Source organism: Odoribacter laneus YIT 12061 (assembly GCF_000243215.1).
Taxonomy (GTDB): domain Bacteria; phylum Bacteroidota; class Bacteroidia; order Bacteroidales; family Marinifilaceae; genus Culturomica; species Culturomica lanea.
In genome coordinates, this window is the sequence record NZ_JH594596.1 from 438,705 (window position 1) to 465,460 (window position 26,756).

The 26,756-nt window shown below is 41.1% G+C and carries 22 protein-coding genes; 17 read left to right on the forward strand and 5 right to left on the reverse strand.

Going from position 1 to position 26,756, the window contains the following annotated elements; translation table 11 throughout:
* Window positions 1-12: 12 nt before the first annotated feature.
* Window positions 13-1,161 carry a multidrug effflux MFS transporter gene (locus HMPREF9449_RS01820; protein ID WP_009135521.1) on the forward strand — a complete coding sequence of 383 codons (1,149 nt, stop codon included), beginning with the start codon at window positions 13-15 and terminating at the stop codon, window positions 1,159-1,161.
* 38 nt (window positions 1,162-1,199) lie between these two features.
* Here the strand turns inward: HMPREF9449_RS01820 and HMPREF9449_RS01825 are convergent, their stop codons facing one another.
* Entirely contained in the window at window positions 1,200-2,042 is an 843-nt protein-coding gene (locus HMPREF9449_RS01825; RefSeq protein ID WP_009135522.1) for a DNA-formamidopyrimidine glycosylase family protein, read from the reverse strand.
* Between the two features lie 229 nt (window positions 2,043-2,271).
* On the opposite strand from HMPREF9449_RS01825, the gene purL reads away from it, so the two are divergent.
* The 4 genes from purL to xpt all read left to right on the forward strand — a co-directional run bounded on the left by purL (window position 2,272) and on the right by xpt (window position 8,237).
* Window positions 2,272-5,982, forward strand: a complete 3,711-nt coding sequence (gene purL, locus HMPREF9449_RS01830) for a phosphoribosylformylglycinamidine synthase (RefSeq protein WP_009135523.1) — start codon at window positions 2,272-2,274, stop codon at window positions 5,980-5,982.
* A 187-nt stretch (window positions 5,983-6,169) separates the two neighbouring features.
* Window positions 6,170-6,697, forward strand: a complete 528-nt coding sequence (locus tag HMPREF9449_RS01835) for a GNAT family N-acetyltransferase (protein ID WP_009135524.1) — start codon at window positions 6,170-6,172, stop codon at window positions 6,695-6,697.
* 218 nt (window positions 6,698-6,915) lie between these two features.
* Window positions 6,916-7,617, forward strand: coding sequence for an SIMPL domain-containing protein (locus HMPREF9449_RS01840; protein WP_009135525.1), 702 nt, complete (start codon window positions 6,916-6,918; stop codon window positions 7,615-7,617).
* A gap of 50 nt (window positions 7,618-7,667) precedes the next feature.
* On the forward strand, window positions 7,668-8,237 hold the full coding sequence (gene xpt, locus HMPREF9449_RS01845) for a xanthine phosphoribosyltransferase (protein WP_009135526.1): 570 nt from the start codon (window positions 7,668-7,670) through the stop codon (window positions 8,235-8,237).
* On the opposite strand, the gene HMPREF9449_RS01850 is transcribed toward xpt, so the two are convergent.
* A complete protein-coding gene (locus HMPREF9449_RS01850) occupies window positions 8,227-9,273 on the reverse strand; it encodes a hypothetical protein (RefSeq protein WP_009135527.1) in 1,047 nt (348 codons plus the stop codon). The two genes, xpt and HMPREF9449_RS01850, sit on opposite strands and share 11 nt — an antisense overlap.
* A gap of 176 nt (window positions 9,274-9,449) precedes the next feature.
* Between HMPREF9449_RS01850 and HMPREF9449_RS01860 the strand changes: the two genes are divergently transcribed.
* From HMPREF9449_RS01860 to HMPREF9449_RS01895, 8 genes are all read left to right on the forward strand, one after another.
* A complete protein-coding gene (locus HMPREF9449_RS01860) occupies window positions 9,450-9,983 on the forward strand; it encodes a DUF302 domain-containing protein (protein ID WP_009135528.1) in 534 nt (177 codons plus the stop codon).
* A gap of 167 nt (window positions 9,984-10,150) precedes the next feature.
* Window positions 10,151-10,621 carry a thioredoxin gene (gene trxA / locus HMPREF9449_RS01865; protein WP_009135529.1) on the forward strand — a complete coding sequence of 157 codons (471 nt, stop codon included), beginning with the start codon at window positions 10,151-10,153 and terminating at the stop codon, window positions 10,619-10,621.
* 57 nt (window positions 10,622-10,678) lie between these two features.
* On the forward strand, window positions 10,679-11,518 hold the full coding sequence (locus HMPREF9449_RS01870) for a helix-turn-helix domain-containing protein (protein WP_009135530.1): 840 nt from the start codon (window positions 10,679-10,681) through the stop codon (window positions 11,516-11,518).
* Between the two features lie 86 nt (window positions 11,519-11,604).
* The gene (locus tag HMPREF9449_RS01875) at window positions 11,605-12,186 is read left to right on the forward strand and encodes a DUF417 family protein (protein WP_009135531.1); all 582 of its coding nucleotides are present in this window, start codon (window positions 11,605-11,607) and stop codon (window positions 12,184-12,186) included.
* Window positions 12,187-12,295: 109 nt separating this feature from the next.
* Window positions 12,296-13,666, forward strand: a complete 1,371-nt coding sequence (locus HMPREF9449_RS01880) for an FAD-dependent oxidoreductase (protein WP_009135532.1) — start codon at window positions 12,296-12,298, stop codon at window positions 13,664-13,666.
* Between the two features lie 225 nt (window positions 13,667-13,891).
* Entirely contained in the window at window positions 13,892-14,803 is a 912-nt protein-coding gene (locus HMPREF9449_RS01885) for a DnaJ C-terminal domain-containing protein (protein WP_009135533.1), read from the forward strand.
* Between the two features lie 11 nt (window positions 14,804-14,814).
* A complete protein-coding gene (locus HMPREF9449_RS01890) occupies window positions 14,815-15,126 on the forward strand; it encodes a chaperone modulator CbpM (protein ID WP_009135534.1) in 312 nt (103 codons plus the stop codon).
* A gap of 131 nt (window positions 15,127-15,257) precedes the next feature.
* The gene (locus HMPREF9449_RS01895; protein ID WP_009135535.1) at window positions 15,258-15,809 is read left to right on the forward strand and encodes a DJ-1 family glyoxalase III; all 552 of its coding nucleotides are present in this window, start codon (window positions 15,258-15,260) and stop codon (window positions 15,807-15,809) included.
* Between the two features lie 165 nt (window positions 15,810-15,974).
* On the opposite strand, the gene HMPREF9449_RS01900 is transcribed toward HMPREF9449_RS01895, so the two are convergent.
* The gene (locus tag HMPREF9449_RS01900; protein ID WP_009135536.1) at window positions 15,975-19,169 is read right to left on the reverse strand and encodes an ATP-binding protein; all 3,195 of its coding nucleotides are present in this window, start codon (window positions 19,167-19,169) and stop codon (window positions 15,975-15,977) included.
* Between the two features lie 284 nt (window positions 19,170-19,453).
* On the reverse strand, window positions 19,454-20,158 hold the full coding sequence (locus tag HMPREF9449_RS01905; protein WP_040611530.1) for a peroxiredoxin: 705 nt from the start codon (window positions 20,156-20,158) through the stop codon (window positions 19,454-19,456).
* 272 nt (window positions 20,159-20,430) lie between these two features.
* On the opposite strand from HMPREF9449_RS01905, the gene HMPREF9449_RS01910 reads away from it, so the two are divergent.
* The 4 genes from HMPREF9449_RS01910 to HMPREF9449_RS01925 all read left to right on the forward strand — a co-directional run bounded on the left by HMPREF9449_RS01910 (window position 20,431) and on the right by HMPREF9449_RS01925 (window position 25,079).
* The gene (locus HMPREF9449_RS01910) at window positions 20,431-21,036 is read left to right on the forward strand and encodes a MarC family protein (RefSeq protein ID WP_009135538.1); all 606 of its coding nucleotides are present in this window, start codon (window positions 20,431-20,433) and stop codon (window positions 21,034-21,036) included.
* Window positions 21,037-21,121: 85 nt separating this feature from the next.
* Window positions 21,122-22,276 carry a M20 metallopeptidase family protein gene (locus HMPREF9449_RS01915; protein ID WP_009135539.1) on the forward strand — a complete coding sequence of 385 codons (1,155 nt, stop codon included), beginning with the start codon at window positions 21,122-21,124 and terminating at the stop codon, window positions 22,274-22,276.
* Window positions 22,277-22,503: 227 nt separating this feature from the next.
* The gene (locus HMPREF9449_RS01920; RefSeq protein WP_009135540.1) at window positions 22,504-22,875 is read left to right on the forward strand and encodes an MmcQ/YjbR family DNA-binding protein; all 372 of its coding nucleotides are present in this window, start codon (window positions 22,504-22,506) and stop codon (window positions 22,873-22,875) included.
* 170 nt (window positions 22,876-23,045) lie between these two features.
* Window positions 23,046-25,079, forward strand: coding sequence for a M13 family metallopeptidase (locus tag HMPREF9449_RS01925; RefSeq protein WP_009135541.1), 2,034 nt, complete (start codon window positions 23,046-23,048; stop codon window positions 25,077-25,079).
* Window positions 25,080-25,312: 233 nt separating this feature from the next.
* Here the strand turns inward: HMPREF9449_RS01925 and HMPREF9449_RS01930 are convergent, their stop codons facing one another.
* Window positions 25,313-26,680, reverse strand: a complete 1,368-nt coding sequence (locus tag HMPREF9449_RS01930) for an MATE family efflux transporter (RefSeq protein ID WP_040611531.1) — start codon at window positions 26,678-26,680, stop codon at window positions 25,313-25,315.
* Between the last annotated feature and the right edge of the window lie 76 nt (window positions 26,681-26,756).

Genomic DNA, 26,756 nt, shown 5'->3' on the forward strand with positions numbered 1-26,756 from the left:
TTTTTAGAAAATATGCAAAATTCAAAGACATTTTTACTTGTAGTGCTGGGTATTTTGGCCGCTTTCGGGCCTTTTGTTACAGATATGTATCTGCCTGGCCTTCCGGCGATGACTGCTTATTTTGGTACCACCGCTTCTATGGTGCAATTGGGAATTACGACGGCTATGTTGGGCTTGGCTTTCGGACAAATTATTGTTGGACCGCTCAGTGATAAATATGGGCGCCGTAAACCTCTTCTCCTTTCGTTAGGGGTATTTTTCTTTTCGACGATTGGTTGTATTTTTTCCTGGAATGTAGAAGTTTTTATTTTTTTCCGGTTTTTGCAGGGAATGGCGGGAGCTGGCGGTATTGTCATATCCCGTTCGGTGGCAACGGATTGTTATTCCGGGAAAGAGTTGGCAAAAGCTTTTGCCATGATTTCGGCTGTCAATGGTTTAGCTCCTATTATAGCTCCTATTGTAGGAGGAGTCCTGTTGAAATTTACCAACTGGCAGGGGATTTTTTTCGCTTTATTGGTATTAGGAATTTTGTTGCTATTGCTGTGTGGGCGATTAAAGGAATCTTTACCCCGGGAAAAGAGAATTACTATTTCTGCTTTTTCCTCATTCCAGACTTTCCTTCCGCTTTTAGTCAAACGTAAATTTATGAGTTATGTGTGGGTACAGGCTTTGATCTTAGGGGTGATTTTTGCTTATATTTCTTCTTCTCCTTTTATTTTACAGCAGCATTATGAGTTATCTCCACTGATGTACAGTTTTTGTTTTGCCGGGAATGCTATTGCTTTAATTATAGGAACTACCTGGGCGAGTTATTTCCGTTCTATGCGAAAAGGAGTGTTGTTAGGGGTAGGTGGTTCGTTTCTGCTTTCTATCCTGACAGCTTTGACCCTTTGGTTTGAGTTGCCGATCTTGTATTTTGAGGGAGCTCTTTTTTTTACTTTACTTTTCAGCGGACTTGTAATGCCTACTACTACCACTTTAGCTTTGGATGCGGAGCGTCAGAAAGCAGGTACGGCTTCTGCTATTTTAGGAGCTGTCGGATTTTTAATCGGAGGAATCGTTTCCCCTTTGGTTGGATTGGGAAACATTCTGCATGCTACTGCCATTGTTATGGTCGCTTGCTCCTTGATAGCCTTAGGACTGATGTGTAGAAATAAATAAGGAGAAAGATCGAATGTAAAATTATTTCTTCTTATTCTTCAGACTGACAGGGGGGAGGAAAGGGGCTGACATTGCGGGCAATAATAGACAGTACCTCCCAGATAGGCTTCTCGCATAATTTTATGTCCGCAACGGGGACAGGGTTTTGTATAAGTATTTTTAGACAACACGACTCGATAACCGCCCCAATTTCCCCAGAAGTCTTTTTCGGTATCCCGTCCCCCTTGTTCGATCATGCGGGATAAAGTTCCTTTTATACTGTATAATAAATCTGATTTTTCCAGTTCGTTGAGGGTAGAAATTTTACGTTTGGGATGAATACTGGCGTTGAAAAGAATATCCTGGACGACACCGTTTCCCAGGCCCGGAATACGTTGTTCGGTCGCCAATAAAGCTTTTGCGGAAAGTGTCTTTTTGGAATTTCTGATCATCTTTTCAAAATACACTTCATCGAAATGGAGGTCCAAAGGACTCAACTTGTGAATGCTGCCTTGGTAATAGGGATTATCGTATTCGCCTTGAAAAGCGAAAATTCCGCCGTACATAGCTACAGTAAAAACCAAAAAACTACCGTCATCCAGTACGAGTAGTTGCTGGTATTTGGCCGGGCGTTCTTCTTTGGGAGGATAATATCGCATAATAGTCCCGTCGCCGATCAGCAAATGAGTGTTTTGATCCGTAATCAAATCTACAAAAGCTCCGTATCCTTTTACCGTTTCGATCTTTCGTCCTGTCAAAAGAGAAGGATAAGCAAGCGGATCTCCGTTGTAAAAAGTGAATTTATGCGGATGGGTGGCGGGAATTACTTCTGCGATTGTTCTACCGGTCAGCATACTGCTTGCCTGACGACTGATAGTGGTGGATTCTGGTAATTCGAGCATAGTATTCGAAGGATAATGAGAAATCCAAATGTAGCTATAATTTTTAAAGAAGGGAAAGTCTGAAAATTTTTTCTGTAAAATCCGGAAAATAATTTATCAGGTGAATACCTTAAAAGAGGGGGAGAAAAGTTAAATTTATCGAGCGTGAATTTTAAGCTTTTGTGTGGGAAATAGGGGTAAAATGATTATCTTTGTGTACTTAAATACATGAAATAAATTCATATAGAGCATGAGTATAGTTTTCTATCAGAAGGGCGTAACGGTGTTTGCCGTACACTATCATACGTCCGAAAATCCTCTTGACATTAGTAAGTTAGAATGGTTGTTCAGCGGTGCGAAACGGGTGAAGGACGATGCTTTAGAGGGCTATTATATCGGTCCTCGTCGGGAGATGATTACTCCCTGGAGTACAAATGCCGTTGAGATCACACAGAATATGGGAGTCAGCGGCATTTTGCGTATCGAAGAGTTTGTAAGGACAGAAAATGAACAGACGCCTTTCGATCCGATGCTAAAGGCTTTTTATAAGGGATTAGACCAGCAGATTTTTACCATTGATAAAAAACCGGATCCGGTTGTATATATTGAGAACATAAGGGAATATAATAAGCAAGAAGGACTTGCTCTGAGTGAAGATGAAATTATTTATCTCGAACGTTTGGCAGAAAAGCTAGGACGTTCGCTGACCGATTCAGAAGTGTTTGGTTTTTCTCAGGTAAATTCGGAGCATTGCCGGCATAAAATTTTCAATGGGACTTTTATTATTGATGGAGAGGAAAAGGAGAGTTCTCTTTTCAAATTGATAAAGAAGACATCTCAGGAAAATCCGAATCAGATTGTTTCTGCCTATAAAGACAATTGTGCTTTTGTCGAAGGACCGAGTACGTTACAATTTGCGCCGTATACGCAGGACAAACCTGATTTTTATACAACAAGGGAAATCGACACGGTAATTTCTTTAAAGGCGGAAACTCATAATTTCCCTACTACAGTGGAACCTTTTAACGGGGCTGCAACGGGCACGGGGGGAGAAATCCGCGACCGGATTGCCGGAGGACAGGCTGCAATACCCTTAGCAGGGACGGCTGTCTATATGACTTCTTATCCGCGTTTGGATGCCGGACGGTTGTGGGAGGAAAATATCGACCCGCGGAAATGGTTGTATCAGACACCGGAAGATATTTTGATCAAAGCTTCGAATGGGGCCTCAGATTTCGGTAATAAGTTCGGACAACCTCTGATATGTGGTTCTTTGTTGACCTTTGAGCACGAAGAGGGGGGGCGGATCTACGGTTACGACAAAGTCATCATGCAGGCGGGGGGGATAGGTTTTGGTAACCGGGAACAAGCGATGAAACATACTCCTGAAGTGGGGGACAAGGTGGTATTGTTGGGCGGGGATAATTATCGGATTGGTATGGGAGGAGGAGCGGTGTCGTCGGTAGATACGGGAGTATATGCCGGAGCGATAGAGTTGAATGCTGTGCAGCGTTCCAATCCGGAAATGCAGAAGAGGGTAAACAATGCTATTCGGGCTATGGCTGAAAGTGAAGTGAATCCGATTATTTCCATTCATGATCACGGGGCCGGCGGACATTTGAATTGTTTGTCGGAATTGGTAGAAGAGACAGGTGGTAAGATTCATATGGAGAAGTTGCCGGTAGGAGATCCGACGTTGTCGGCTAAAGAAATTGTCGGAAATGAATCACAGGAACGTATGGGATTGGTGATGAAGGAAAGGGATGTGATGACCTTGCAGAAAATTGCCGATCGGGAGCGGGCCCCGATGTATATAATCGGAGAGACGACCGGGGATATGAAATTTACTTTTGAAAATGCCGAAACCGGGGAAAAACCGATCGATTTGGAATTAAAAGATATGTTCGGGAACCCGCCCAAGACAATTATGGAAGATAAGACGCTAAAGGAGGTATATACGGACTTGGAGTATACGGCGGATAAGCTGGAGGAATATATTGAACAGGTATTGCAGATAGAAGCTGTGGCCTCAAAGGATTGGTTGACGAATAAGGTGGACCGTTCCGTTTCGGGGCGTGTTGCCCGTCAGCAATGTGTAGGGCCTCTACAACTGCCTTTGAGTGATGTAGCTGCGGTGATGATGGATTATGAGGGACATAAAGGAATTGCTACCTCGATTGGGCATGCTCCTGTAGCGGCAATGGCGGATGCTCCTGCCGGTTCTCGTCTGGCAATAGCCGAGGCTTTGACCAACTTGGTTTGGGCACCTATTGAAAAGGGACTGAAAGGCGTGTCGTTGTCGGCAAACTGGATGTGGCCTTGCCGTAATCCCGGGGAAGATGCCCGTTTGTATCAGGCAGTACAGGCTGCCAGTGATTTTGCGATAGCCTTGGGAATAAATATCCCGACCGGAAAGGATTCCTTATCCATGACCCAAAAATACGGGGATAAAAAAGTGTATGCACCCGGTACCGTCATTATATCGACGGTAGGGGAAGTAAAGGATGTTCGTCAGATTATAACGCCTGTATTGAAGGCGGATCCGGCTACAGAGATTGTTTATGTAGATTTTTCTTTCGATAAGTTGAAATTGGGAGGATCCAGTTTTGCGCAGGTATTGAATAAAGTAGGAAAAGAAACTCCCGATGTAAAGGATAGCGGTTATTTTGTGAATGCATTTACTGCCATACAAAAATTGGTAGAAGCGGGTTTGGTTTTGGCCGGTCACGATATTTCTGCTGGGGGTATGATTACGGCATTGTTGGAAATGTGTTTTGCTGATAATCGTTTGGGACTGGATATAGATTTGTCATTTTTAGCAGAAAAAGATATTGTAAAGCTTTTGTTTGCGGAAAATCCCGGAGTATTGATGCAGATCCGGGACAGGGATGCCAAGAACGTGGCAGGTATACTGGATAAGGCAGGAGTAGCTTACGGATTTATCGGGAAACCGGCTTTAGCCGGGAAGCTGGCTCTCAAAAAGGATGTCGCTCGATGGACATTGGATATTCCCTCGCTGCGGGATCTTTGGTATAAGACGTCTTATTTGCTTGACCGGCGACAGAGCGGAGAAGAAAAGGCCTTAGAGCGTTATAAGAGCTATAAGCACAATGAACTGAAATTTAAATTTCCGAAAGGATTTACGGGAAAACTGGCGGATTTAGGGTTAGAATTACATCGTACGAAACCCTCTGGCCTGAGGGCGGCGATTATCCGGGAGAAAGGCTGTCAGTGTGAGCGGGAAACGGCTTGGTTTTTGCATTTGGCTGGTTTTGATGTAAAAGATGTACACATGACAGATCTGGTATCCGGACGGGAGACTTTGGAAGATGTAAATATGATTGCTTTTGTTGGGGGATTTTCCAATTCCGACGTATTGGGATCTGCGAAGGGTTGGGCCGGAGCTTTTAAATATAATGAAAAAGCCCGGCAAGCTTTGGAAAATTTCTACAAACGGGAGGATACCTTAAGCATTGGAATTTGTAATGGTTGCCAGTTAATGGTAGAATTGGGATTAATTTATCCGGAACAGGCAGAAATGCCGAAAATGCTGCATAACGATTCGCATAAGTTTGAGTCGGGCTTTATAAATGTAACCATACAGCCGAATGATTCGGTTATGCTGAAGTCGCTGGCTGGAGCTCGTTTGGGAGTATGGATTGCCCATGGAGAAGGAAAGTTCTATTTCCCTTATGCGGAAAGTGAATATGCTATTCCGGTTAAATACAGTTATGATGTTTATCCGGCTAATCCGAACGGTTCTCCTTTTGCAGCTGCTGCGATTTGTAGTAAGGACGGGCGGCATTTAGCCATAATGCCTCATACGGAGCGGGCTATATTCCCATGGAATTGGCCTTATTATGCAGAGGGACGGGAGACAGATGAAGTGAGTCCGTGGATAGAAGCTTTTGTAAACGCCCGCAAATGGGTGGAAGCGCATACAACAGGAAAAGACAGATAATTTTTAAATAAGGCTGAATTTGCAGGAAACTGAGAATTCAGCCTTATTTTTTGTTTAAATGTTTATGTCTTTCTTTTCAATCTGATTTTATATAAATTTAAATAAGATTCGTCCGGGGAAATAAAAGTTTGGTTATCGGTAGGTAACACGTGGGAAGATTTATTTATTTAAACTTGATTGAAAGAAAATGGGTCCATTAAAAGTCGAAGAGAAAATTATTTTCCGGAAAGCTGTGAAAACGGATATCGGGGAAATATGGCAAATTATCCTTCAGGCGAAAGAACAGATGCGTTTGAGGAATAGCCGGCAATGGCAGAACGGGTATCCTGCTTATAAAGATATTCTCGGAGACATTCAAGAAGAATATGGTTATGTGTTGTGTTATGAGGAGCGGGTAGTGGCCTATGCTGCGGTTATTTTTGGAGAAGAACCGGCTTACCGGGCGATTCGGGGAAAATGGAATACGGGAGAACCCTATGTCGTTGTACATCGGTTGGCCGTGTCTGTGGACATGAAACAATGTGGTTTGGCGACCCGCTTTATGCAGGAGGTCGAAGGATTGAGTTACCGGAACGGGATTTACAACTTCAGGGTGGACACAAATTTTGATAATTCGTATATGCTTAAAATACTGGACAAATTGCAATTTGTTTATTGTGGGGAGATTGAGTATGAGGGAGATGCCCGAAAGGCGTATGATAAAAAACTGGGATAAGGAAAGGATTAAAACTGAAAATTCGTAAGGGAGTAGACTGGTGCGGATAGAAGGTAAAGGCTGCTCTATCGTTTATGCCTCTGAACGTTTTTATGTATTCACATTTCTGTTTTTGAAAAAGTGTTCTGTTTTTCTTCAGGATTTACGGTTGTCTTTCACTATAGGAAAAAAAGATTATTTTTTATAGCTTGCCTCTCGTTAATAAAATTGGAAGAAATATGAAAATCGTATGTATTGTTTTGAGTTTGCTTCTGGGGAGTTTTGTGACTATGGCTCAGTCAGGAGAAAAAAATTTTATCGATCAGAATTATATTGAAGTAAGCGGTACGGCTGAAATGGAAATTGTGCCGGATCAGATTTATCTGAAAATTGTGATCAGTGAGAAAGACAAGGGCAAGAAAACGGTGGAACAACAGGAAAAAGCGATGATTGCGATATTACAAAAGTTGGGTATAGACGTCCGTAAGGATTTATTAATGAAAGATATGTCGAGTAATTTTAAATCTTATTTTCTGAAAAAAACGGTCGTCCAAACGGAGAAAGAATACCAGCTTTGTTTACACGGAGCAGATAAAATCGGACCTCTACTTTCTGCTTTGGAAGCGGCAGATATTTCAAATATTTCCATCGATCGGGTCGATCATTCGCAAATGGATAAGTTTCGGCAGGAAGTGAAGATTGAGGCCGTAAAAGTTGCGAAGACAAAAGCCGAAGCTTTTGCGGAAGCGATTGGACAGCAGGCTGGCCGGGCGCTTTATATAGGGGAATCGGGCAATACTTATCTGCCGCGCCAGAATCCCATGAGTTCAAACATCCGGGTAAGAGGTATGGGTATAACGGCGGATGCAGCGGCTCCCGTCATCGATTTTGAAAAAATTCCGTTAAAATATTCAGTAGTGGTGCGCTTTGAACTGAAATGAAAGGCTGAAAGAAAGGAAAAACAAGGGCAGATAAAAACGTAAATACGGTTATGGAATTGTTGAAAAGACGAATTCTCCAGGATGGAAGATGTTTTCCGGGAGGGATATTAAAAGTCGATAGTTTTATCAATCATCAGATGGATCCGATTTTGATGAAGTCGATAGCTGTTGAGTTTGTAAGACGGTTTGCGGGACAGGATTTCAATAAAGTGATGACGATAGAGGCCAGTGGAATTGCTCCCGCCATCATGGTAGGGTATTTGTTGGAACTACCGGTTGTTTTTGCCAAGAAGAAACAACCGAAGACGATGGAAAATATGCTTTCGACGACTGTACATTCTTTTACAAAAGACCGGGAGTATTCGGTTTGTATCAGTCATGATTTCTTGAATCCGGGAGACCGCATCCTGTTTATTGACGATTTTCTGGCTAATGGGAATGCAGCTCAGGGGTGTATGGATTTAATCGTTCAGGCCGGGGCCGAATTGGTGGGGATGGGATTTATTATAGAAAAATCTTTCCAACCGGGGGGAAAAAGATTGAGGGAAAAGGGTGTAAAGGTAGAGTCGCTGGCCATTATTGAGAGCTTGGATAATTGTAAAATACAGATCAGGGACTGATTTGTTTGTCCGACTGATGGGTAGGTCTTCGGGAGGAGTTTCTTAAAAAATCCGGTACGAGACAGACAATGAGATGGGACTTCGGCCATTTGTAGCATTTAAGGAAAAGCAACATCGCTATTGTGATCAGAAGGGCAGCTCCGATACATACCTGCAGCGGGAATATCCAAAGATCATTTTGAGGAATAATCAAGGGAAGCAAAGCGATAGCGCTGGCAGGTGCGAATAATTTATTTATCCCTATAAACAAACAAAATAGACCGGAGACGATAGTGAGTGCTACCAGACTTTCCGGTAAACCGAGGTAATGATGTAAAATCCCTTGTAGTACGGTTCCCCAGAGGGCTGCTATTCCCAACACCAGGAATACCTGGACAGGCCGGTTCCGGAATCCCGCTTTCGAGTTTGCAAATTCTACGTAAGTGACGATAAGGGGCGGGGCAATAATATAGAGATGGGAACTATATACGAATCCGCTTAGAAAGAGAAGAAGACTTCCTCCGATCCTGCCCCATTGTTTTAATTCCTGTTTTCCTATCCTTGTTGTGGGGGTATACACTATTTTCTGGCGGAGATTCGTCTTTTCCATGAGAAATTGCCCGCTTAGGATGATAAACGACATCAGACAAACGGCCAGGGGGTATATCCAGCTTTCGGTTTTTAGTAAAACCGGTAACATACAAGCTGAAATAAGCGGAATTAAAGTTGTACGGGAAATGACCAGACAGAAAGCAGCAAAAACAAAAGCCAGAAAGAGATTTATAACTAACGGAAAAGGGGAATAACGAACGAGGCAAATTCCGGCAATCGCTCCTAGGGTCATCAGGGGGATGAATTGAAACTTACTTATTTGCCATACCCGTTTATCGACTATCCACATCCCGGTCGTGAGAGCAGCCATTTCCGGAAAAATAATTTCTTTCTCTCCTGTTGCTTCCGAGAGGCCGACCATGGCCGAGATCATGAGTAAAGCGTATAAATACCTTTTCCCTTTGGCCGGGTCTACAGACCGTTTTATTTTTTTTAAGTTGTGCATGTGGAAAGCCGAGGATTTCGAATCCTTCTCATTGGGGGACAAAGATAGTTTTTTTACTTCAACCGGGAGAGGAAAAAATAAAAAAGGGAAAAATTGCCAACTTATCCGGAAAAATTGTCATTTTTTTTCTTTTAAAAGAAACGAACTTTGTACTATTCTAGTAAAACAAAAAAGACATGAGATTTTATTATTTTGTCATACTACTATTCGTTTTTACCGGTGAATTATTTGCACAGGAAAAGGAGGTAATAATGGAAAAAACGGGAAATAATTCTTCTGCTTGGGAAAAGGATACATTGCCTTTATCGTCGGACGAAAAAGAACGGTATAAAGAGTTTACCATTACTCTCAGTCGGTTTGACGTAGAAACCACTGTCAATCGGATAAAGCAAAATTTGAAGGAGATGGAAATTCCGGTTTTTGCATTATTTGACCACGGCAAAAATGCCCGGGAGGTTGATTTGGATTTACGACCCACACAGGTCATTGTATTTGGTTCTCCTCGGGTAGGTACCCTGTTGATGCAGGAAAATCAGCTTATTTCTTTAGAGTTACCTTTGAAAATTGCTGTTTGGGAAGATGCGGAAGGGAAGATATGGGTAGGTTTCCTGCAAATAAAAAACAGGGTTCGGAACTACGGTCTTGAACAAAGTCCCATAATTGATAAAATGCAGCTTTTGTTGGAAGATATTGTCAAAAAATCCGTTTGATACGGTAGCAGGGAAAAACGAACAGCGGAGGGAACAGAAATGTAACAACATCCATTTTAGGTGTCTCTTCAAGTAGAAAGTGAGGTGTAAAATAGATTTTTAATTTTAAAACGCTTGGAAATCAGATCCAAAGGCGGAATATAAACTTTTTTAAAATACAAATAAACATGAACGTATTGAAAATGATGGTATTGGGAGTAATGGTATTCCCTGTATTCGGAGTTTATGCTTCGGAGAAAGAAAATGAAAAGATAAACAAACAGGTGGAAGTGAAGGAATTGACGAAAGCGGAATTTCTGGAATTGGTTTACGATTACGAAGCTAATCCGCAAGAATGGAAATATAAAGGAGACAAACCTTGTATCGTCGACTTTTATGCTAGCTGGTGTGGTCCTTGCCGGATGCTTTCTCCGATACTGAAAGAAATCGCTAAGGAGTACGAGGGGAAGATAAAGGTGTATAAAATAGATGTCGATAAAGAGAAGGCTTTGGCTGCGGATTTTCATATTCAAAGTATTCCAGCCTTATTGTGGTGTGCTCCGGATCGGAAACCGATGATGACCAATGGGGTATTATCCAAAGGAGAATTAAAAAAAATCGTAGAAGAAAAATTACTCACTGGGGAGAAAAAGAACTGAAAAGGGAATTCCGGATTTAATAATGTTTATATTTACAAAAATTTAAATCCCTTTTGTATGGAATATTATTTTAAGACGCGTTTAAAAGGGAGTATTGTACTGACTCCCTCTTTTCATCAAAATACGATGCTTCAGAAAGATAAGACCCTTTATAAGTTTATTTGGGTACAAAAGGGAAAACTTGCCTTAGAAGTGGATCATATTCCTTTGGTGCTGGAAGAAAACGAGATTTTACCGTTGACGCCTTTACACCATATTTCCATGCGTAAAATAGAAGGGAACTATTTGACTTTATTGTTTAACAGTAACTTTTACTGTATTTATGGGCATGACAATGAAGTGTCGTGCAACGGTTTTTTGTTTAACGGAACTTCGAATGTCATGCGATTGCAATTATCCGGACAGCAATCGGTGCTGTTACACGAAATTACTGATAAATTTGCCGGAGAATATAACATAAAAGACAATCTGCAGGAAGAAATGCTACGTATACTGCTGAAGCGTTTTATCATTACCTGTACCCGTATTGCCCGGGAGAAATTTTCTATCAATACGGAAAAAGAGAAGAGTTTCGATATGATCCGTCAATTTTATGTATTGGTGGACAACCATTTCCGGGAAAAAAAGAGGGTGCAGGATTATGCCGATATGTTACATCGGTCTCCGAAAACGCTTACCAATCTTTTTTCGGCATATCAATTACCTTCTCCTTTACGTATTATTCACCAGCGTTTGGAAGCAGAGGCGAAGCGACTCTTACTTTATACCTCCAAAAATGCTAAGGAAATAGCCGATATTTTGGGATTTGAAGACCTTTCGGCTTTCAGTCGTTTTTTCAAAAATATGACGGGGGAAAGTATATCAACATACCGGAAAAGAGAAAACGGGAGGAATTGACAACTTATCCGGTAAAATAGCCATTTATTTTCGTTTTAAAAACTTCGATCTTTGTAGTATAAGTTTAACCATTAAAACGAAATAAAATGATGACCCGATTAAACACTTTATTCAACCGATTTTTGAACCTTGCAGCTTCTGCGCAAAAACTTGGAATCAATCTGATCCGTATAGCTATTTTAATTATTTTTATCTGGATAGGAGGCTTGAAGTTTTGGAATTACGAAGCAGAGGGAATTGTTCCTTTCGTTGCCAATAGCCCTTTCATGAGTTTTTTTTATACGAAAACTGCTCCAGAATATAAAGAGTACAAATTGAAAGAAGGGGAAAAAAATGACGTAAAACAGATGTGGCATAAGGAAAATAACACCTATGGATTTTCACGCGGGCTGGGAATACTTATTATGAGTATCGGTATGCTTGTATTTTTGGGGATTTTTTTCCCGAAAGTGGGATTGGTTGGAGCTCTGTTAGCGATTGTGATGACCTTGGGAACTCTTTCTTTTCTGGTGACGACTCCGGAGGTATGGGTACCTGATTTAGGAAGTGGGGAACATGGTTTTCCTCTGTTGACCGGAGCCGGTAGGCTGGTTATTAAGGATACTGCTATTTTGGCCGGAGCCCTTGTCTTGCTTTCTGAATCCGCTCAACGGATTTTGAAAAAGTGATTTTAGCCTGTAAAACGTTCGCAGGATCTGCTGGAAAGAAGAATAAATATATTTGAATATAGAATTCGTGAATGAAAAGAGGGGAAAACAAACTGTAAAATTGAAAAACATGAAACGAGTAGATGCTATTATAATAGGATTTGGAAAAGGCGGAAAAATATTGGCTGCCGATTTGGCAAAAAGAAACTGGGAAGTGGCTATGGTGGAACGTTCCGATAAGATGTATGGAGGTAGCTGTATCAATATCGGATGTATACCGACCAAAACTTTAGTCCACGATGCCCAATTGGCAGCGAACCGGAGCAATTTGTCTTTCGAAGAAAAAAGGGAGTACTACCGTCAGGCTATTTTGCGGAAAGATGAGGTGACTTCTTTTTTGAGGGAAAAGAACTATAAAAATCTGGCGGATTTGGAAAATGTAACCGTGTATACGGGAGAAGGTTCTTTTATCGATTCTGATACAGTTCGGGTACATACGGAGGAAGAAGATATTTTATTACAATCGGCTCACATCTTTATCAATACAGGGGCCGAAACAGTAATTCCTCCTTTGGAGGGAATTCAGGAAAATCCCTATGTATACACCAGTACTTCTTTGATGGAACTGGCAGATTTACCCCGTCGTTTGGTGATTGTGGGGGGAGGATATGTGGGGTTGGAATTTGCGTCTATGTATGCTTCGTTCGGTTCGGAGGTATTTGTTTTGGAAGGTTATTCTGAGCTAATTCCCCGGGAGGACCGGGATATTGCTGCACAGGTAAAAGAAGTATTGGAGAAAAAAGGAATTTCTTTCCACCTGAATGCTAAGGTAACCCATGTAAAACAAAGGGAAAAAGGGGTGAAAGTAACGTATGAGGATGTGCTGACAAAACAAAAGAAAGAGCTAGAAGCGGAAGCTGTATTATTGGCTACCGGCAGACGTCCGAATACAACGGAATTGCATTTGGATAAAGCGGGAGTGGAAGTGGATGAGAGGGGAGCTATTCGGGTAGATGAGCATTTAAAGACTACTAATCCCCACATTTGGGCTCTCGGTGATGTAAAAGGCGGATTACAGTTTACCTATATATCTCAGGACGATTACCGGATTATTCGGGAAAATTTATTTGGAAAAAAAGAGCGGAATCTGAACGACCGGGAACCTGTCAGTTATTCGGTATTTATAGATCCTCCTTTAGCCCGTATCGGGATGAGTGAAGAGGATGCCCGGAAGCAACAATTGGATATCAGGGTAAATAAATTGGCTGTGGCTGCTATACCCCGGGCCAGGACCTTAGGGCAGACAGAGGGGATTTTCAAGGCTATCATCGATAGACGTACGGATAAAATACTGGGATGTACATTATTTGGTCCGGAAGCCAGTGAAGTTATAAATATGGTTGCTTTAGCAATGAAGTCAAGGCAAAGTGCTGCTTTCCTCCGGGATTTTATATTTACGCATCCCAGTATGAGTGAGGCTTTAAATGAATTGTTCGGATAGGGAAAAAGAGAATACGGAACTGTCAAAATGACCAATAAGTAAGCACTTTGACAGAAAAGACAATAAAAGAAAGGGGGGGTGGAAGGCGGAGAGAAAGAAATTTGAGAATTATTGTTATTTTTGAAAATCTTTTTAAAGTTTTGGCCGTAAAATTGATAGTACAGAAGGAGAAGAAGCTTGGGAATGAACGAAATGTTCCTGGGGTGATATAAACGTAATAAAAATATGGCGTACATAGACTATTACAAAATTTTAGGTGTTAATAAGGATGCTTCTCAGGAGGCTATTAAAAAGGCTTATAAGAAATTGGCCCGTAAACATCATCCTGATTTGAATCCGAATGATCCGGATGCTCAGCGGAGGTTTCAGGAGATCAATGAAGCTAACGAGGTATTGAGTGATCCGGAAAAGCGTAAAAAGTATGACCAGTATGGAGAAAACTGGAAACATGCGGAAGAATTTGAAAAACAGCGGCAGCAATATGGCCAATATCAAGGACAGGCTGGAGCGGGAAGCGGAGGTGGATTTTGGTCGTCGGGCGGTGGATTTTCAGGAGATGGGGAATTTTCTGACTTTTTTGAGTCTCTTTTTGGGGCGCAAGGAAGGAGGCGTACGAGAAGTACCGGTTTACGAGGGCAAGATTATAATGCCGAGTTACAACTATCTTTACGGGATGCTGCGGAGACCCATAAACAAGTACTGACAGTAAACAATAAAAAAATCCGGATAACCATTCCGGCAGGGGTGGAGGATGGCCAGACGATTAAATTAAGTGGTCAGGGGGGACCGGGTGCGAATGGTGGTCCCGCAGGTGATCTGTATATTACTTTTGTCATTCCGGAAGATCCGGTGTATAAACGGGAAGGGAATAATTTGTATAGGACGGCGCCTTTGGATTTATATACGGCCGTATTAGGTGGAGAACAGGTTGTAGAAACATTGGGTGGAAAGGTAAAATTAAAAGTAAAACCGGAAACGCAGAACAATACAAAAGTCCGTTTAAGAGGGAAAGGATTTCCGGTTTATAAACAAGAGGGGCAATATGGGGATTTGATCGTTACGTGGTCTGTGAAAATCCCTACAGACTTATCCGATAAGCAGAAAGAGTTGTTCCGGGAATTACAACGTTCACATTAAAAGGAAGGACCATGGAAACAGATTTAATTATTGTCAGTGATTATTGCCGGGAAAGTCATATCGAACAGTCGTTTGTCGTTTTATTGTGGCAGGAAGGATTGATAGACATCAAGCAAGAAGAAGGCCGGGAATATTTATTCGTTTCCCAACTGAGGGATTTGGAACGGTATTCGCGGATGTATTATGACTTATCCATTAATATTGAAGGTATCGATGCCATACGGCATTTGTTGAGTCGTATAGAAGATATGCAGCATGAACTCCATCGGCTCAGGGGAAGGTTGAGGAGATTCGAGGTGGGGGAAGAATATCCGGAATATTAGAATAATTTGCTCTGGGAAAAGAAAGAGACCGCTGAGGTTATTTTTTTGTAGAAATCGGGGGCGGTGTCGGTTTCATTTTCAAAAATATGAAGTAGAATAGGGTTATTATTTACTTACTTAATTTAAGCTTTATGGAAAAACTATTTTTATTTCTGGCTGACGGCTTTGAAGAAATCGAAGCTTTAGGTACGATAGATGTTTTGCGCCGGGGAGGTGCAGAAGTTAAGACCGTTTCTATCTATAACCGCAGAGAAGTAAAAGGAGCTCATGAGGTGATGGTTATAGCGGATTCTTTATTGAAAGAGATAAAGGGAGAGGAAGCAGAAGTTCTTATTTTTCCGGGTGGTATGCCGGGAGCTTTGAATCTATCCGAATGCGAACCCTTGATGGAAATGCTGAGAAGACATTTTGAGCGGCAAAAGCCGATTGCTGCTATTTGTGCGGCTCCGGCACTGGTATTGGGAAAATTACCTTTGAAAAAAGATATTCACATGACCTGTTATCCCGGTTTTGAAAAATATTTACCCGGAATTCAGGTTTCGGAAGAGGGAGTTGTTGTTGATGGAAATATAATTACCGGAAAGGGACCTGGTTTTGCTTTGGCTTTCGGACTGAAGATTTTGGCTTATCTGAAAGGATCTGAATGTGCAGCTGATGAGGTGGCTGAAGGGATGTTGTTGTAAAAGATAAAAGAAAGAAAAAATAACAAGGGCTTGAAAATTTATTTCTAATCCTTGTATGTCGTACGAACCAATACTTTTTCCCTTACCCGCTGATTAATGAACATGGCAGAGGCTGAAGAATACATCCTCAGGAGTTTGCGTCTCATTAATCAGCGAATCTTTTCCCTAATTCATATACTTTTTTAATGTTTCCCTCAATAACTGGGGAGAAATGGGTTTTGTGAGGTAATCGCTGCAACCGGCTTGTAAAGAGTTTTGCCGGTCACTGTCAAAGGCAAAAGCTGTAATGGCAATAATAGGGATTTGAGGGTTGAGAGCCCGGATTTGCCGGGTAGCTTCTAAGCCGTCCATCAGGGGCATTTTGATATCCATGAGAATAAGGGCAGGAGAAAGAGTTTTATATTTTTCCACGGCTTCGATACCGTTGCAGGCCCGAACAATTTCATAATCTTTTTTCAATATAGTGGAAATCAGGAGAAAATTGCTGTCTGTATCTTCTGCTACTAAGATAAGGGAACGGCCTTGAGCGTTTTCTGGATTCATTTCAGAATTATTCATAAGATTAACTGAATTATTGTCGTTTTTATAATGAATATAGGGCAAACAGAACCAAAAACAGGAACCCTTGCCTTCTTCCGATTCAACACCGATTTGTCCCCCCATCTGTTCTACCAGATTTTTGCAGATAGAGAGTCCTAATCCCGTACCGGGTACAAAGGTATTAAGTTTTACAAATCGTTCAAAAATATTTTTTTGTTTTTCCGGAGGAATGCCGATACCGGTATCGGTGACGGAAAATTTTATAAAATTGTGAGAAACGGTATAACTCAGCGTAATACTACCGGAAGAAGTAAATTTTAAAGCATTATTGATAAAATTTGTAATAATCTGGGTTAAACGGTTCTTATCACTTTCTATAATACATACCGGTAGATGCGAACCAAATATTAATTCCACTTCCGTATTCGCTTTTACTGAAATCGTTTGGATAATTTCTGCACATAAATTGTTAACATCGATTTTTCCGTATGTAAATTCAAAGGTACCGGATTCTATTTTAGAAAGATCCAATATATCGGAAATGAGTTGTAACAGTAAATCGCTATTTTTTTGTATAATAGAAAGGTATTCCTGTTGCTCTTGGGTGTCTTGGGTATCTACCAATAAGCTGGAAAATCCGACAATTGCATTGAGAGGAGTACGTATTTCGTGACTCATATTGGCTAAAAAAGCAGATTTCAGTTTATCTAAGGTTTCCGCTTTGTTTTTAGCTTCTATTAATTCGGTTTCGATTGCCTTTGTTTCGGTGATATCGAAGTTTACGCCTATCAATTCGATGTTGTTTTTAGCGGGATCATACTCTTTGACTGTAATATTACAACGTAGCCATTTCAGATTGCCGGGAGAAGTGATAACGCGGATTTGTTTTTTTAGACTGGTAATTTTTCCGGCTATCATATCTTTATATCCCTGTATCAGCATTTGAGCGTCTTCCGGATGGAGGTGGGCATAAATTCCTATAATATTTTCCATAGGAGTATCCTCGTTTTCGTTCAGATTTTTATACCATTGACTGATGGCAAATCCGTCTTTTGTCAGAGGATTCCACTTGAAATAGCCTATTTTAGCAAATCCGGCTATAAGGGAAAAAAAGTTTTCAAAATTCTGAATCCGGTTGTGTGCACTCAGCGTATCTGTATTGTCGATGATGATTAAAATATAATTTTCGAAATTTCCTTCTTCATCGTATAAAGGTTTTGCTCTAACCAACAGATTTTTGATCCCTTTTTGCACGGAAGTGTAATAGTGGTTTACTTTGGAAAAGTCGTATTTTAATTCAAAATTCATGTCTTCTTTATTCCTGAATTGTTGTTTCAATTCAGGAGAGAAGTTCGGATTTTCAAATAGCGTAACCCCTAAAGCTTCTTTTTTTTCTTTCAGCCCGAAGATACTCATATCTTTCTCGTTCAAATCCTTCAGGACTCCATTCCGATCGTAAATTTCAATCCCTACGGGTATATTTGCGAAGAGATTCCGAAGTGTTTTTTCGCTGTGGTCAAGAGCTTTATGGGCTTTAAATGTTTCGGTAATATCGGAAAAAAAGCAAATGACTTCGTCAGCGGAGGCAGCATAGAGAATGACCCGGAAATATACGGTTTCCGCTTTATTCTGATAAGTCATTTGTGTATATCCACCTTCTTCGAAAATTTTTTTCAGATGGGAGAGCTGAGTATCAAAAGGTATCGTTGAAATGCATTCGCTCCCTTTCCGGTTTAAATATTCTTGAATCGGTTTGCCTGTCAGTTTTTCAAAGGCCGGATTCAAGTCAATAAACCGATAATCTACCAGTTGATGATTTTGATCGTAGAGAATTTTAAAGCGAATATAGGCAATTGGCATATGTATATAGAGATCCCGGAAATATTCCCTTTCTATCTGGGCTTCTTTTTCGGATTCCAATAGCTTCAGACAAAGGCTGATAATATTGGCTAGTGAGGCCAACCATTGATAGTCTTCATTTTGCCAGTTCCGGTATCGGTCTACAATGTCTATACCCAGGTATCCATGGGTTTTATTCCCGGAGGCCATCGGCACAATCATGAGGGATTTTATACCCTGGCGGACGAGGATTTCTTTTTCCTGTTGGGCCGCTGCCGGCATCTCATTCAAGGAATAAAGTATAATGGGGCGCTGAGCCTTTAAGGTTGCCGTAGCCCAAGGAGTATCCTTTAGTTTAAGATCCTGCAGCCACTCTTGTTGAGCGGAAACCTCAGGTGCAACGACTTCGTAAGTGCATTTCTGACTTGTCCCTTCCTTGTTGTATTGAAAAATATACACCCGGCTTCCTTGAAATTGTATCAAAATGTCCTCCAATATTTTCCGGATCACTTTTCCGATATCTTTTGTTTGCATAAAAGAAAGAAGAGAACGGGAAATACTGTGTTGCCTGTAGAGCAATTCATTTATTTGCTGGACGGTAGAATGTTGAGTTTCAGGATTATCTATGCATTGAATAAAACCGTAAGCGATAATCTGTCCGTTTTCAGTTTTTTCTTTATGATACATTTTGGAATGTATCCATTTTTCCCCGTAACGGGAAAAGATAGGGAAAGTCTGTTCGTAAACTTCCTGGTTTTTGATGGTAGCGAATTCACTGCTAATTCGGTTTTTATAGTCATCTCTTATGAGATTATAAAAGTCCCAAAAGGGAAGGAGATCCGATTTTAATCCCAATAAGTCCTGTAAAAAATCGGAACATATATATACTTCCTGTTTAAAATCTGCTTTCCACCATCCGATATTTGCTGCTTTGAGGAGTTTTTGTATTTCGTTTTGCTCAAATTCGTTTTTCACTACCATTTTGGTGTTGTATTTTACTGATCAAGCCAGTGGCTTATTTATTTCCTGACGCTCAAGCCGTTCAACGTATTCGATTTATAATAGCAAAAGTAATAATTATTTTGAGAGAGAAGGCGAATTTCTGAAGTTTAGAGAGAATTTGCCTAAAAGCTGTGAGGAGCATTGAAAAATCCCCTTTTTCAAGCTTCTTAACTTGAAAAAGGGGATTTTTTCGGGTAAGCTAAAATTTTATTTTCTTTAGGAGAATTGGGTTTATGAGCGGGAAGAAATTGCTGGGAGTTTGTTTATTTCCGGAGGGCTTTGTTTATCTTTTCCAAAGGCAAAGGTTTGGTGCATAGAAACCACTCATAGCATTTTATACCTTCGCTTTCATCGTTCACTCTTTCTTCTGCTTTTTCCATAGAAGCGGGTATGGGGGCGATGACCTCATCTCCTGGCTGCCAATCGGCAGGAAGAGCTACTCCGAAATGATCGATCGTCTGTAAACCGATTAAAATCCGTTTCATTTCTTCAAAATTACGTCCTAATGTCATCGGATAATAGAGGATCGTCCGGATGGTACCTTCGGGGTCAATAAAAAATACGGCTCTTACCGCTTGGGTCTTGCTTTCACCGGGCTGTAACATACCATAAGCTTTTGCAACATTCATGCCTATATCGTCGATTAAGGGAAAACAAATCGTGATATTTTTCATGCCTTTATAATCGATTTTTTCCTGAATGGTTCTCAGCCAGGCGATATGGCTGTAGAGTCCGCCGATAGAAAGCCCTACCAGTTGACAGTTGAGCTTTTCAAATTCTTCTGCCATGCTGCCGAAAGTGATGAATTCGGTGGTGCAAACCGGAGTAAAATCGCCCGGATGACTAAATAGAATGATCCATTTTCCTTGGTAATCGTCCGGAAAGTTAATTTCCCCGCGGGTGGTCATTGCTTTAAAAACAGGGGCATCATCCCCGATACGGGGCATTACGTGTGTGTCATTTTCCATAATCTGCATATTAAATAAGTTAAATAGTCAAGAATAAAAATCTTTCTTTGTGATCGAAAGGATATTTTCCTTTTTCGTTTTTATTGTTTACGCGGAAATAACAGAATGGTTTACTACTTCGCCGGGAAGATAAAAGAGTCGAACGATAAAAAGGGAGAAGAAGAAGCTAAATAAAAAGCCGTTTTTTTATACTTTTTTTCGGTTAAATCATTTACCTTTGTACATAAAGCGGGTAAGATGGGTGGGTAAATAAAGATCGAATCCAGATTAAAATGAATCTGAAAATTATTGTAGGATGTATCGTAGCTTTGTTAGCCTTGGTAAATCCCCTACAGAAAATATTAATTGTTACTTCTTTGCAAGAACGGTTTACACGCGAGGAATTGCGGTATATTTCAGTAAAGTCAACGATTACTGCCGCCCTTATTTTGATCTTTTTTTTATTTTTGGGAGAGTTGACTTTTTCTTATGTGTTTCGCGTAGAACTTTATTCTTTTCAGATAACCTGTGGGGCTGTATTGATTTATAACGGTTTATCCGGTTTGTTAAAAGGATTTTTCCTGAAAGTTGATGAGCATATTAAATTAGCTGATTTGACGACTGTGCCCATTGCCATTCCTATGATTGCGGGACCGGCAACCATTACGGCGGCTGTTACTTTTCCGGTTCAGTATGGACGGGAGATTACAATTATTGCTATATTAATTGCATTGGTTATCAATTTGTTTTGCATGTTACAGGCCCGGAGAATCGGAAATTTTCTGATAAAATACAATTTTATGAATCCTTTGATCCGGATCATCGGATTGATTGTAGCTACTATCGGTTTACAAATGGTGTTTGACGGCATTACCTTGTTTATCCGCTCTTTGGCATAAATCGTTAAGTTTTTTCAGCAGTTTAAATGTGTTCCGCCTATTTGGGAAAAGAAAAAATATTGCATACGAAAATCAGTATAGTATTATGATTTTTCAGGTAGATAAAGAGGAGATTTATCAGTTAGCTGTAGAATTCCGGCGACATTTCCATCGTTGGCCTGAAGTTTCCGGACAGGAAGTTGCGACCCAGGCTTTTGTGACAGCACAACTGGAGCGCTATGGGATTGGGTATCGTAAGATTGGTACGGGGGTTATAGCCGAAGTGGGAGTTGGAAATAGATGTGTGGCCATCCGGGGAGAGATGGACGCCTTACCGGTAAGGGAAGAAACCGGTCTGGCTTATGCCTCTGCTCGGGAAGGTGTCATGCATGCTTGTGGGCATGATATGCATTTAGCTATCGTATTAGCTGTAGCCATCGCTTTGAAAAAGCAGGAGGATCGATTGAATAAGATCGTAAAAATTTTATTCCAACCGAGTGAGGAGAAGCGGCCGGGAGGTGCCCGTTTACTATTATCCGAATTATTAAAAGATCCTGTGCCGGAAGCTATTTTTGCCCAGCATGTTTATCCGGAGCTTCCAACAGGAAGCGTAGGGATACGTCCGGGGGCTTTTTTTGCCTCTTCGGATAATATTATTTTTTCGGTAGAGGGTCAGGGCACGCATGCGGCTATGCCTCAAAATGGTTCTGATCCCATATTAGCAACCGCTTGTTTAATTCAGTTTTATCAGACTTTAATTACTAAATTCAGGAATCCTTTTATTCCGGCCGTGCTCTCCATTACTGCTATACAGGGAGGAGGTGCTAATAATGTTATTCCTGACCGGGTAGAGGTCAGGGGAACGATGCGAACTCACGATAATGCTTTGCGGGATCGTTTATTTGTTTATCTGGATGAAAAATCAGAAGACATCTGCAGTTTATATGCTTGTCAGTTTAAACGGGACAAAACAGCCAATGGCTTACCTGTACTTGTAAATCATAAAGATTTGACGGCGGATTTTGTCAAACGGGTTTCTGGTTTGCTTGGGGAAGAATGTGTGCGGTTTATGGACCCTCTTATGTTGGGGGAAGATTTTGCCATTTATTTGCAGCATATTCCCGGTATTATGTGGTTGCTTGGGGTACGTCCTCCGCAGGAAAAAACAATGTTTCCTTTGCATAGCCCGAAATTCGCCCCGGATGAAAATGCTATGCGTACGGGAATAGAGGTGTTGTGGGAATCCGTTATACAGGCTTAATTGTTCAAAAGGTTAATTTTACGATTGCTTTTGTGCCCCTTGGTTGCGGATATAGTGTCCGAAAGGTCTATCCTCTGGCTGTAGACCTTTGTGTCTAGAGGTGTGTCCCCATAGGAAATATACCTGAATGACCGCAAAAATATAAAGATCGGTTGAGAATTTGAGTAGAAATTTTGTTTCTGAGGGAAAAAATCATGCTTATTTTTATAACTTAAAATACTGTGGATATGAATATTGAAGAACTTCGGGAATATTGTCTTTCTTTGAAAAATGTAACAGAATCTTTTCCCTTCCGGAATTTTTCTCCTAATGATGTATTGGTATTTAAGGTAGAAAATAAGATGTTTTTGCTTACCGATCTGAATGCTGGAGAATTAGCTGTTACCTTAAAATGCGGAACGGAGTCCGTAGCAGATTTAGCAGAATATTGGAGGGCAGTTGAAAGGGCTCGTATGCCGGGGTGGATGGTCCTCTACCTGAATCGGGATATGTCCGGAAAGGAAATAAAACAATGGATATTTCGTTCGTATCAGGAAGTCATTCAGGCTTTACCGTTGAAAGTACGGATAAAGTATAAAGATAATATAGATCGGGGTTAAATAAATTTATTTTCAGTGCGTTAATGGGATGTTTAAAGTTTGCTATAACTTTATAGAAAAGACTTTTTTGTTGGATAATTCGATAGGGATTAGGTAAAATATGCCTGTTTAATACTTATATTTGCGTTATTTCTGTAGGGAATTCGATAAAATTAATAAGGATAATTAGTATGAATAAAAAATTGTATTTGTCAATGATGGCTTTTGCATTGGCTTTGGCTGCTTGTAGCGGAAAGAAAGAGGCTGTCCGCACTACAGGTATTAAAATCTCAAATCTGGATACGACGGCTTTGCCGGGTACGGATTTCTATCAGTATGCATGTGGGGGCTGGATGAAAGCCAATCCGCTGAGTCCGGAATATGCTCGTTTTGGAACCTTCGATCAGTTGGCTGAAAATAACAGGCAGCAATTAAAAGAATTAATTGAGGGACTGGCTGCTCAGAAGTCAGAACCGGGAACGATAGCCCAGAAAATAGGCGATATTTATAATATGGCTATGGATGCTGGGAAATTGAACGCGGAAGGGGCTGCTCCCATACGTGCGGAACTGGAAAAAATTGCGGCCTTGAAAAATACCGAAAATATGTCCGGTATGGTGGCCGAAATGCGCAGAAAGGGTTTTGATCCTTATTTTGCCGTCTATGTGGGGCCCGATGACAAGAACAGTAAGATGAATATTGCGATGACGATGCAGAGTGGATTGAGTTTGGGAGAACGGGAGTACTATCTGGAGGAAGATGAGCATATGAAAGAAATTCGGGATAAGTTTAAAATCCATATTGTGAAAATGTTTCAGTTGGCCGGAGCTTTAGAAGCAGAGGCACAGAAAGCTGCTGCGGATGTGATGGAAATCGAGACCCGTTTGGCTAAGGCTGCTTATGACAATGTAAAACTTCGGAATCCACAGCTGAATTATCATAAAATGACGTTGGTCGATGTAAAGAAAGAATTCCCGGGTATTGATTGGGAAACTTATTTTGATACGATGGGATTAAAGGGGTTGCAGGAGTTGAATGTCGGGCAACCGGAATCTTTAAAAGAAGTAGCTGATATTTGGAAAACAGTACCTTTGGATATACAGAAGTCTTATTTGCAATGGAAGGTGCTGGACGCTGCTGCTCCTTATTTGAGTGATGATTTTGTAAACCAGAATTTTGATTTTTACGGAAAAACGTTGTCGGGTACACCGGAGTTAAAAGCTCGTTGGAAACGGGCCGTAGGTACAGTGAATGGTGTGTTGGGAGAAGCTGTAGGACAGCTGTATGTGGAGAAGTATTTTCCGGCTGCTGCCAAAGAGAGAATGGTAGCTCTTGTACATAATTTGCAAACGGCTTTGGGAGAAAGAATTAAAAATTTGGATTGGATGAGCGAAGAAACCAAAACAAAAGCTTTGGAAAAACTCTCTACCATATATATAAAAGTGGGATATCCTGATAAATGGCGGGATTATTCCGGTTTGGAGATTCAAAACGATTCTTATTGGAATAATATCGTCCGCTCTAATGAATTCGATTTCGATTATATGATTGCCGATGCCGGCAAACCGGTGGACAGGGACAGATGGTATATGACTCCTCAAACGGTAAATGCTTATTACAGTCCGACGACAAATGAAATTTGTTTCCCCGCAGGTATTCTGCAGTATCCTTTTTTCGATATGAATGCTGACGATGCATTCAATTACGGAGCTATCGGAGTTGTAATCGGACACGAGATGACTCATGGCTTTGATGATCAGGGGAGACAATACGATAAAGAAGGAAACTTGTCCGATTGGTGGACAGCAGAGGATGCAAAAATTTTCGTCGACCGGGCTCAGGTGATGGTGAATCATTTCGACAGTATTGAAGTATTACCGGGATTACACGGAAACGGCAGACTGACATTGGGTGAGAATATTGCAGATCACGGCGGATTGCAGGTGGCTTACACAGCTTTTCAGGAGGCTACAGCCGGACAACCTTTAGATAGGGTTGACGGGTTTACTCCCGAACAACGTTTTTTCCTGGCTTATGCCAATGTGTGGGCTGGCAATATCCGGGATGAACAAATTCGTTTGTTGACAAAATCGGATCCTCATTCTTTGGGACGCTGGCGGGTAAACGGAGCTTTACCCCATATCACTGCCTGGTATGAAGCTTTTAATATACAGGAAAACGATCCGTTGTATCTGGCTCCTGAAAAGAGAGTTGCGATTTGGTAAAACGGTTGAATGTTTAAGTATTTTTGAATTTTTCAAAGAATATCTCGTTCTGAAAAATTTACTAGTGAGTGGTTAAGGGATGTTCCACCACTCATTAATATCGGCCGAACTAACTCGAAAGGAGTTAGTTCGGTTTTGAATGGATTTTAACATTCCGGTTTTATCTGTCACCAAGTTCCGCCAATCAGGCCTGAAGGAAGACGATCGGCAGGGCGCCCATCACAAAGGCTGATCTAGTTAAATTTTTCCGTTCCTCCCTTTAATTTTTTTAAGGCTTTTACCAAAAAGAGGGCAGAAATGATACCTGCTAGTAAATCGGAAATCGGATTGGCGAACCAAACTCCTTCCAGTTGGGTGAAAGGAGGAAGAATATAGAGCATGGGAATAAGGATAATCACCTGGCGCAATAGGGAGAGAAAGGCTGCAATACCGGCTTTGCCTATCGATTGGTAATAGTTACCGGTGATAATCTGAAAGCCTACGATGGGGAAAAATAAGGTAAAAATTCGTAATCCCTTTCGGCCGAGTTCAAATAATTCCGGATTGTCGTTATTAAAAATGCGTACGATAGCTCCCGGGAAAAGTTGTGTAAGGAGAAAACCGCCTATGGCAATAGAGGTCGCAGCCCAAATACACGTGATCAGGGTATCGCGCACGCGAGCGTATTGTTTTGCACCGAAGTTAAAACCGATAATGGGTTGAGAAGCCATATTTATGGCTATAATACTCATCACCAATAATTGGGCGACGCTATTGATAATCCCCATCGCTCCGACGGCCAATTCTCCTCCGTAACGAATCAATTGTGTATTCAATACTGCTTGTACGGCACTGGCTGCCAGTTGCATGGAAAAGGGAGCAAATCCGATGGTCAGGATATAATAAATAATTTGTCCATTCAATTTTAAATTGGCCAAATGCAATTTCAGAACCGATCTTTTGCTGTAGAAATGAGCGACGACCCAAATGCAAAGTATAAATTGAGAGATAATCGTGGCAATAGCAGCTCCTTTTACGCCCATGTCGAATCCAAAAATGAAAATAGGGTCCAATATCGTATTGGTGCCGGCTGAAATAAAGAGCGAATACATTGCTATTTTAGGATTTCCTTCAGCCCGGCAGGCATTATTCAAAATAAATCCGATAGTAGCAAATACATTGGCAAAAAGAATATATTCGAAATATTCCAGCGCATAGGGTAAAGCTCCCTGACCGGCTCCGAACATTTTCAGTAGAGGATATCGGTAAATATAACCGAATAACGTCAGTAAAGCTGAAATGATGATTCCCAAAGTGACGGCATTTCCCAAAACCCATTCGGCCCGTTTGTAGTCTTTTTTCCCCATGTTGATAGAAATACGGACATTGGCACCGATAGCAACCAGCATTCCGAATGCAAAAATAATCAGCATAAGGGGAAATACGGCACTTAAGCCCGACAGGGCAAGGGCATCTACCCCCCGCCCAATAAATATCCGGTCTACAATGTTATATAATGCGTTCACGACTACGCCTGTAAAAGCCGGAAGAAAATACTTCCATAACAGGCGTTTAATATTCATATCCTCTAGTTCCTTTATATTTTGTATAGCCTTTTCCATGGTCTGTAAAAGTAAGGATAAATATCGAGAGATACGCAGGTATGCAAAGATAGTTATGAACAGCTGATTGCCTTTC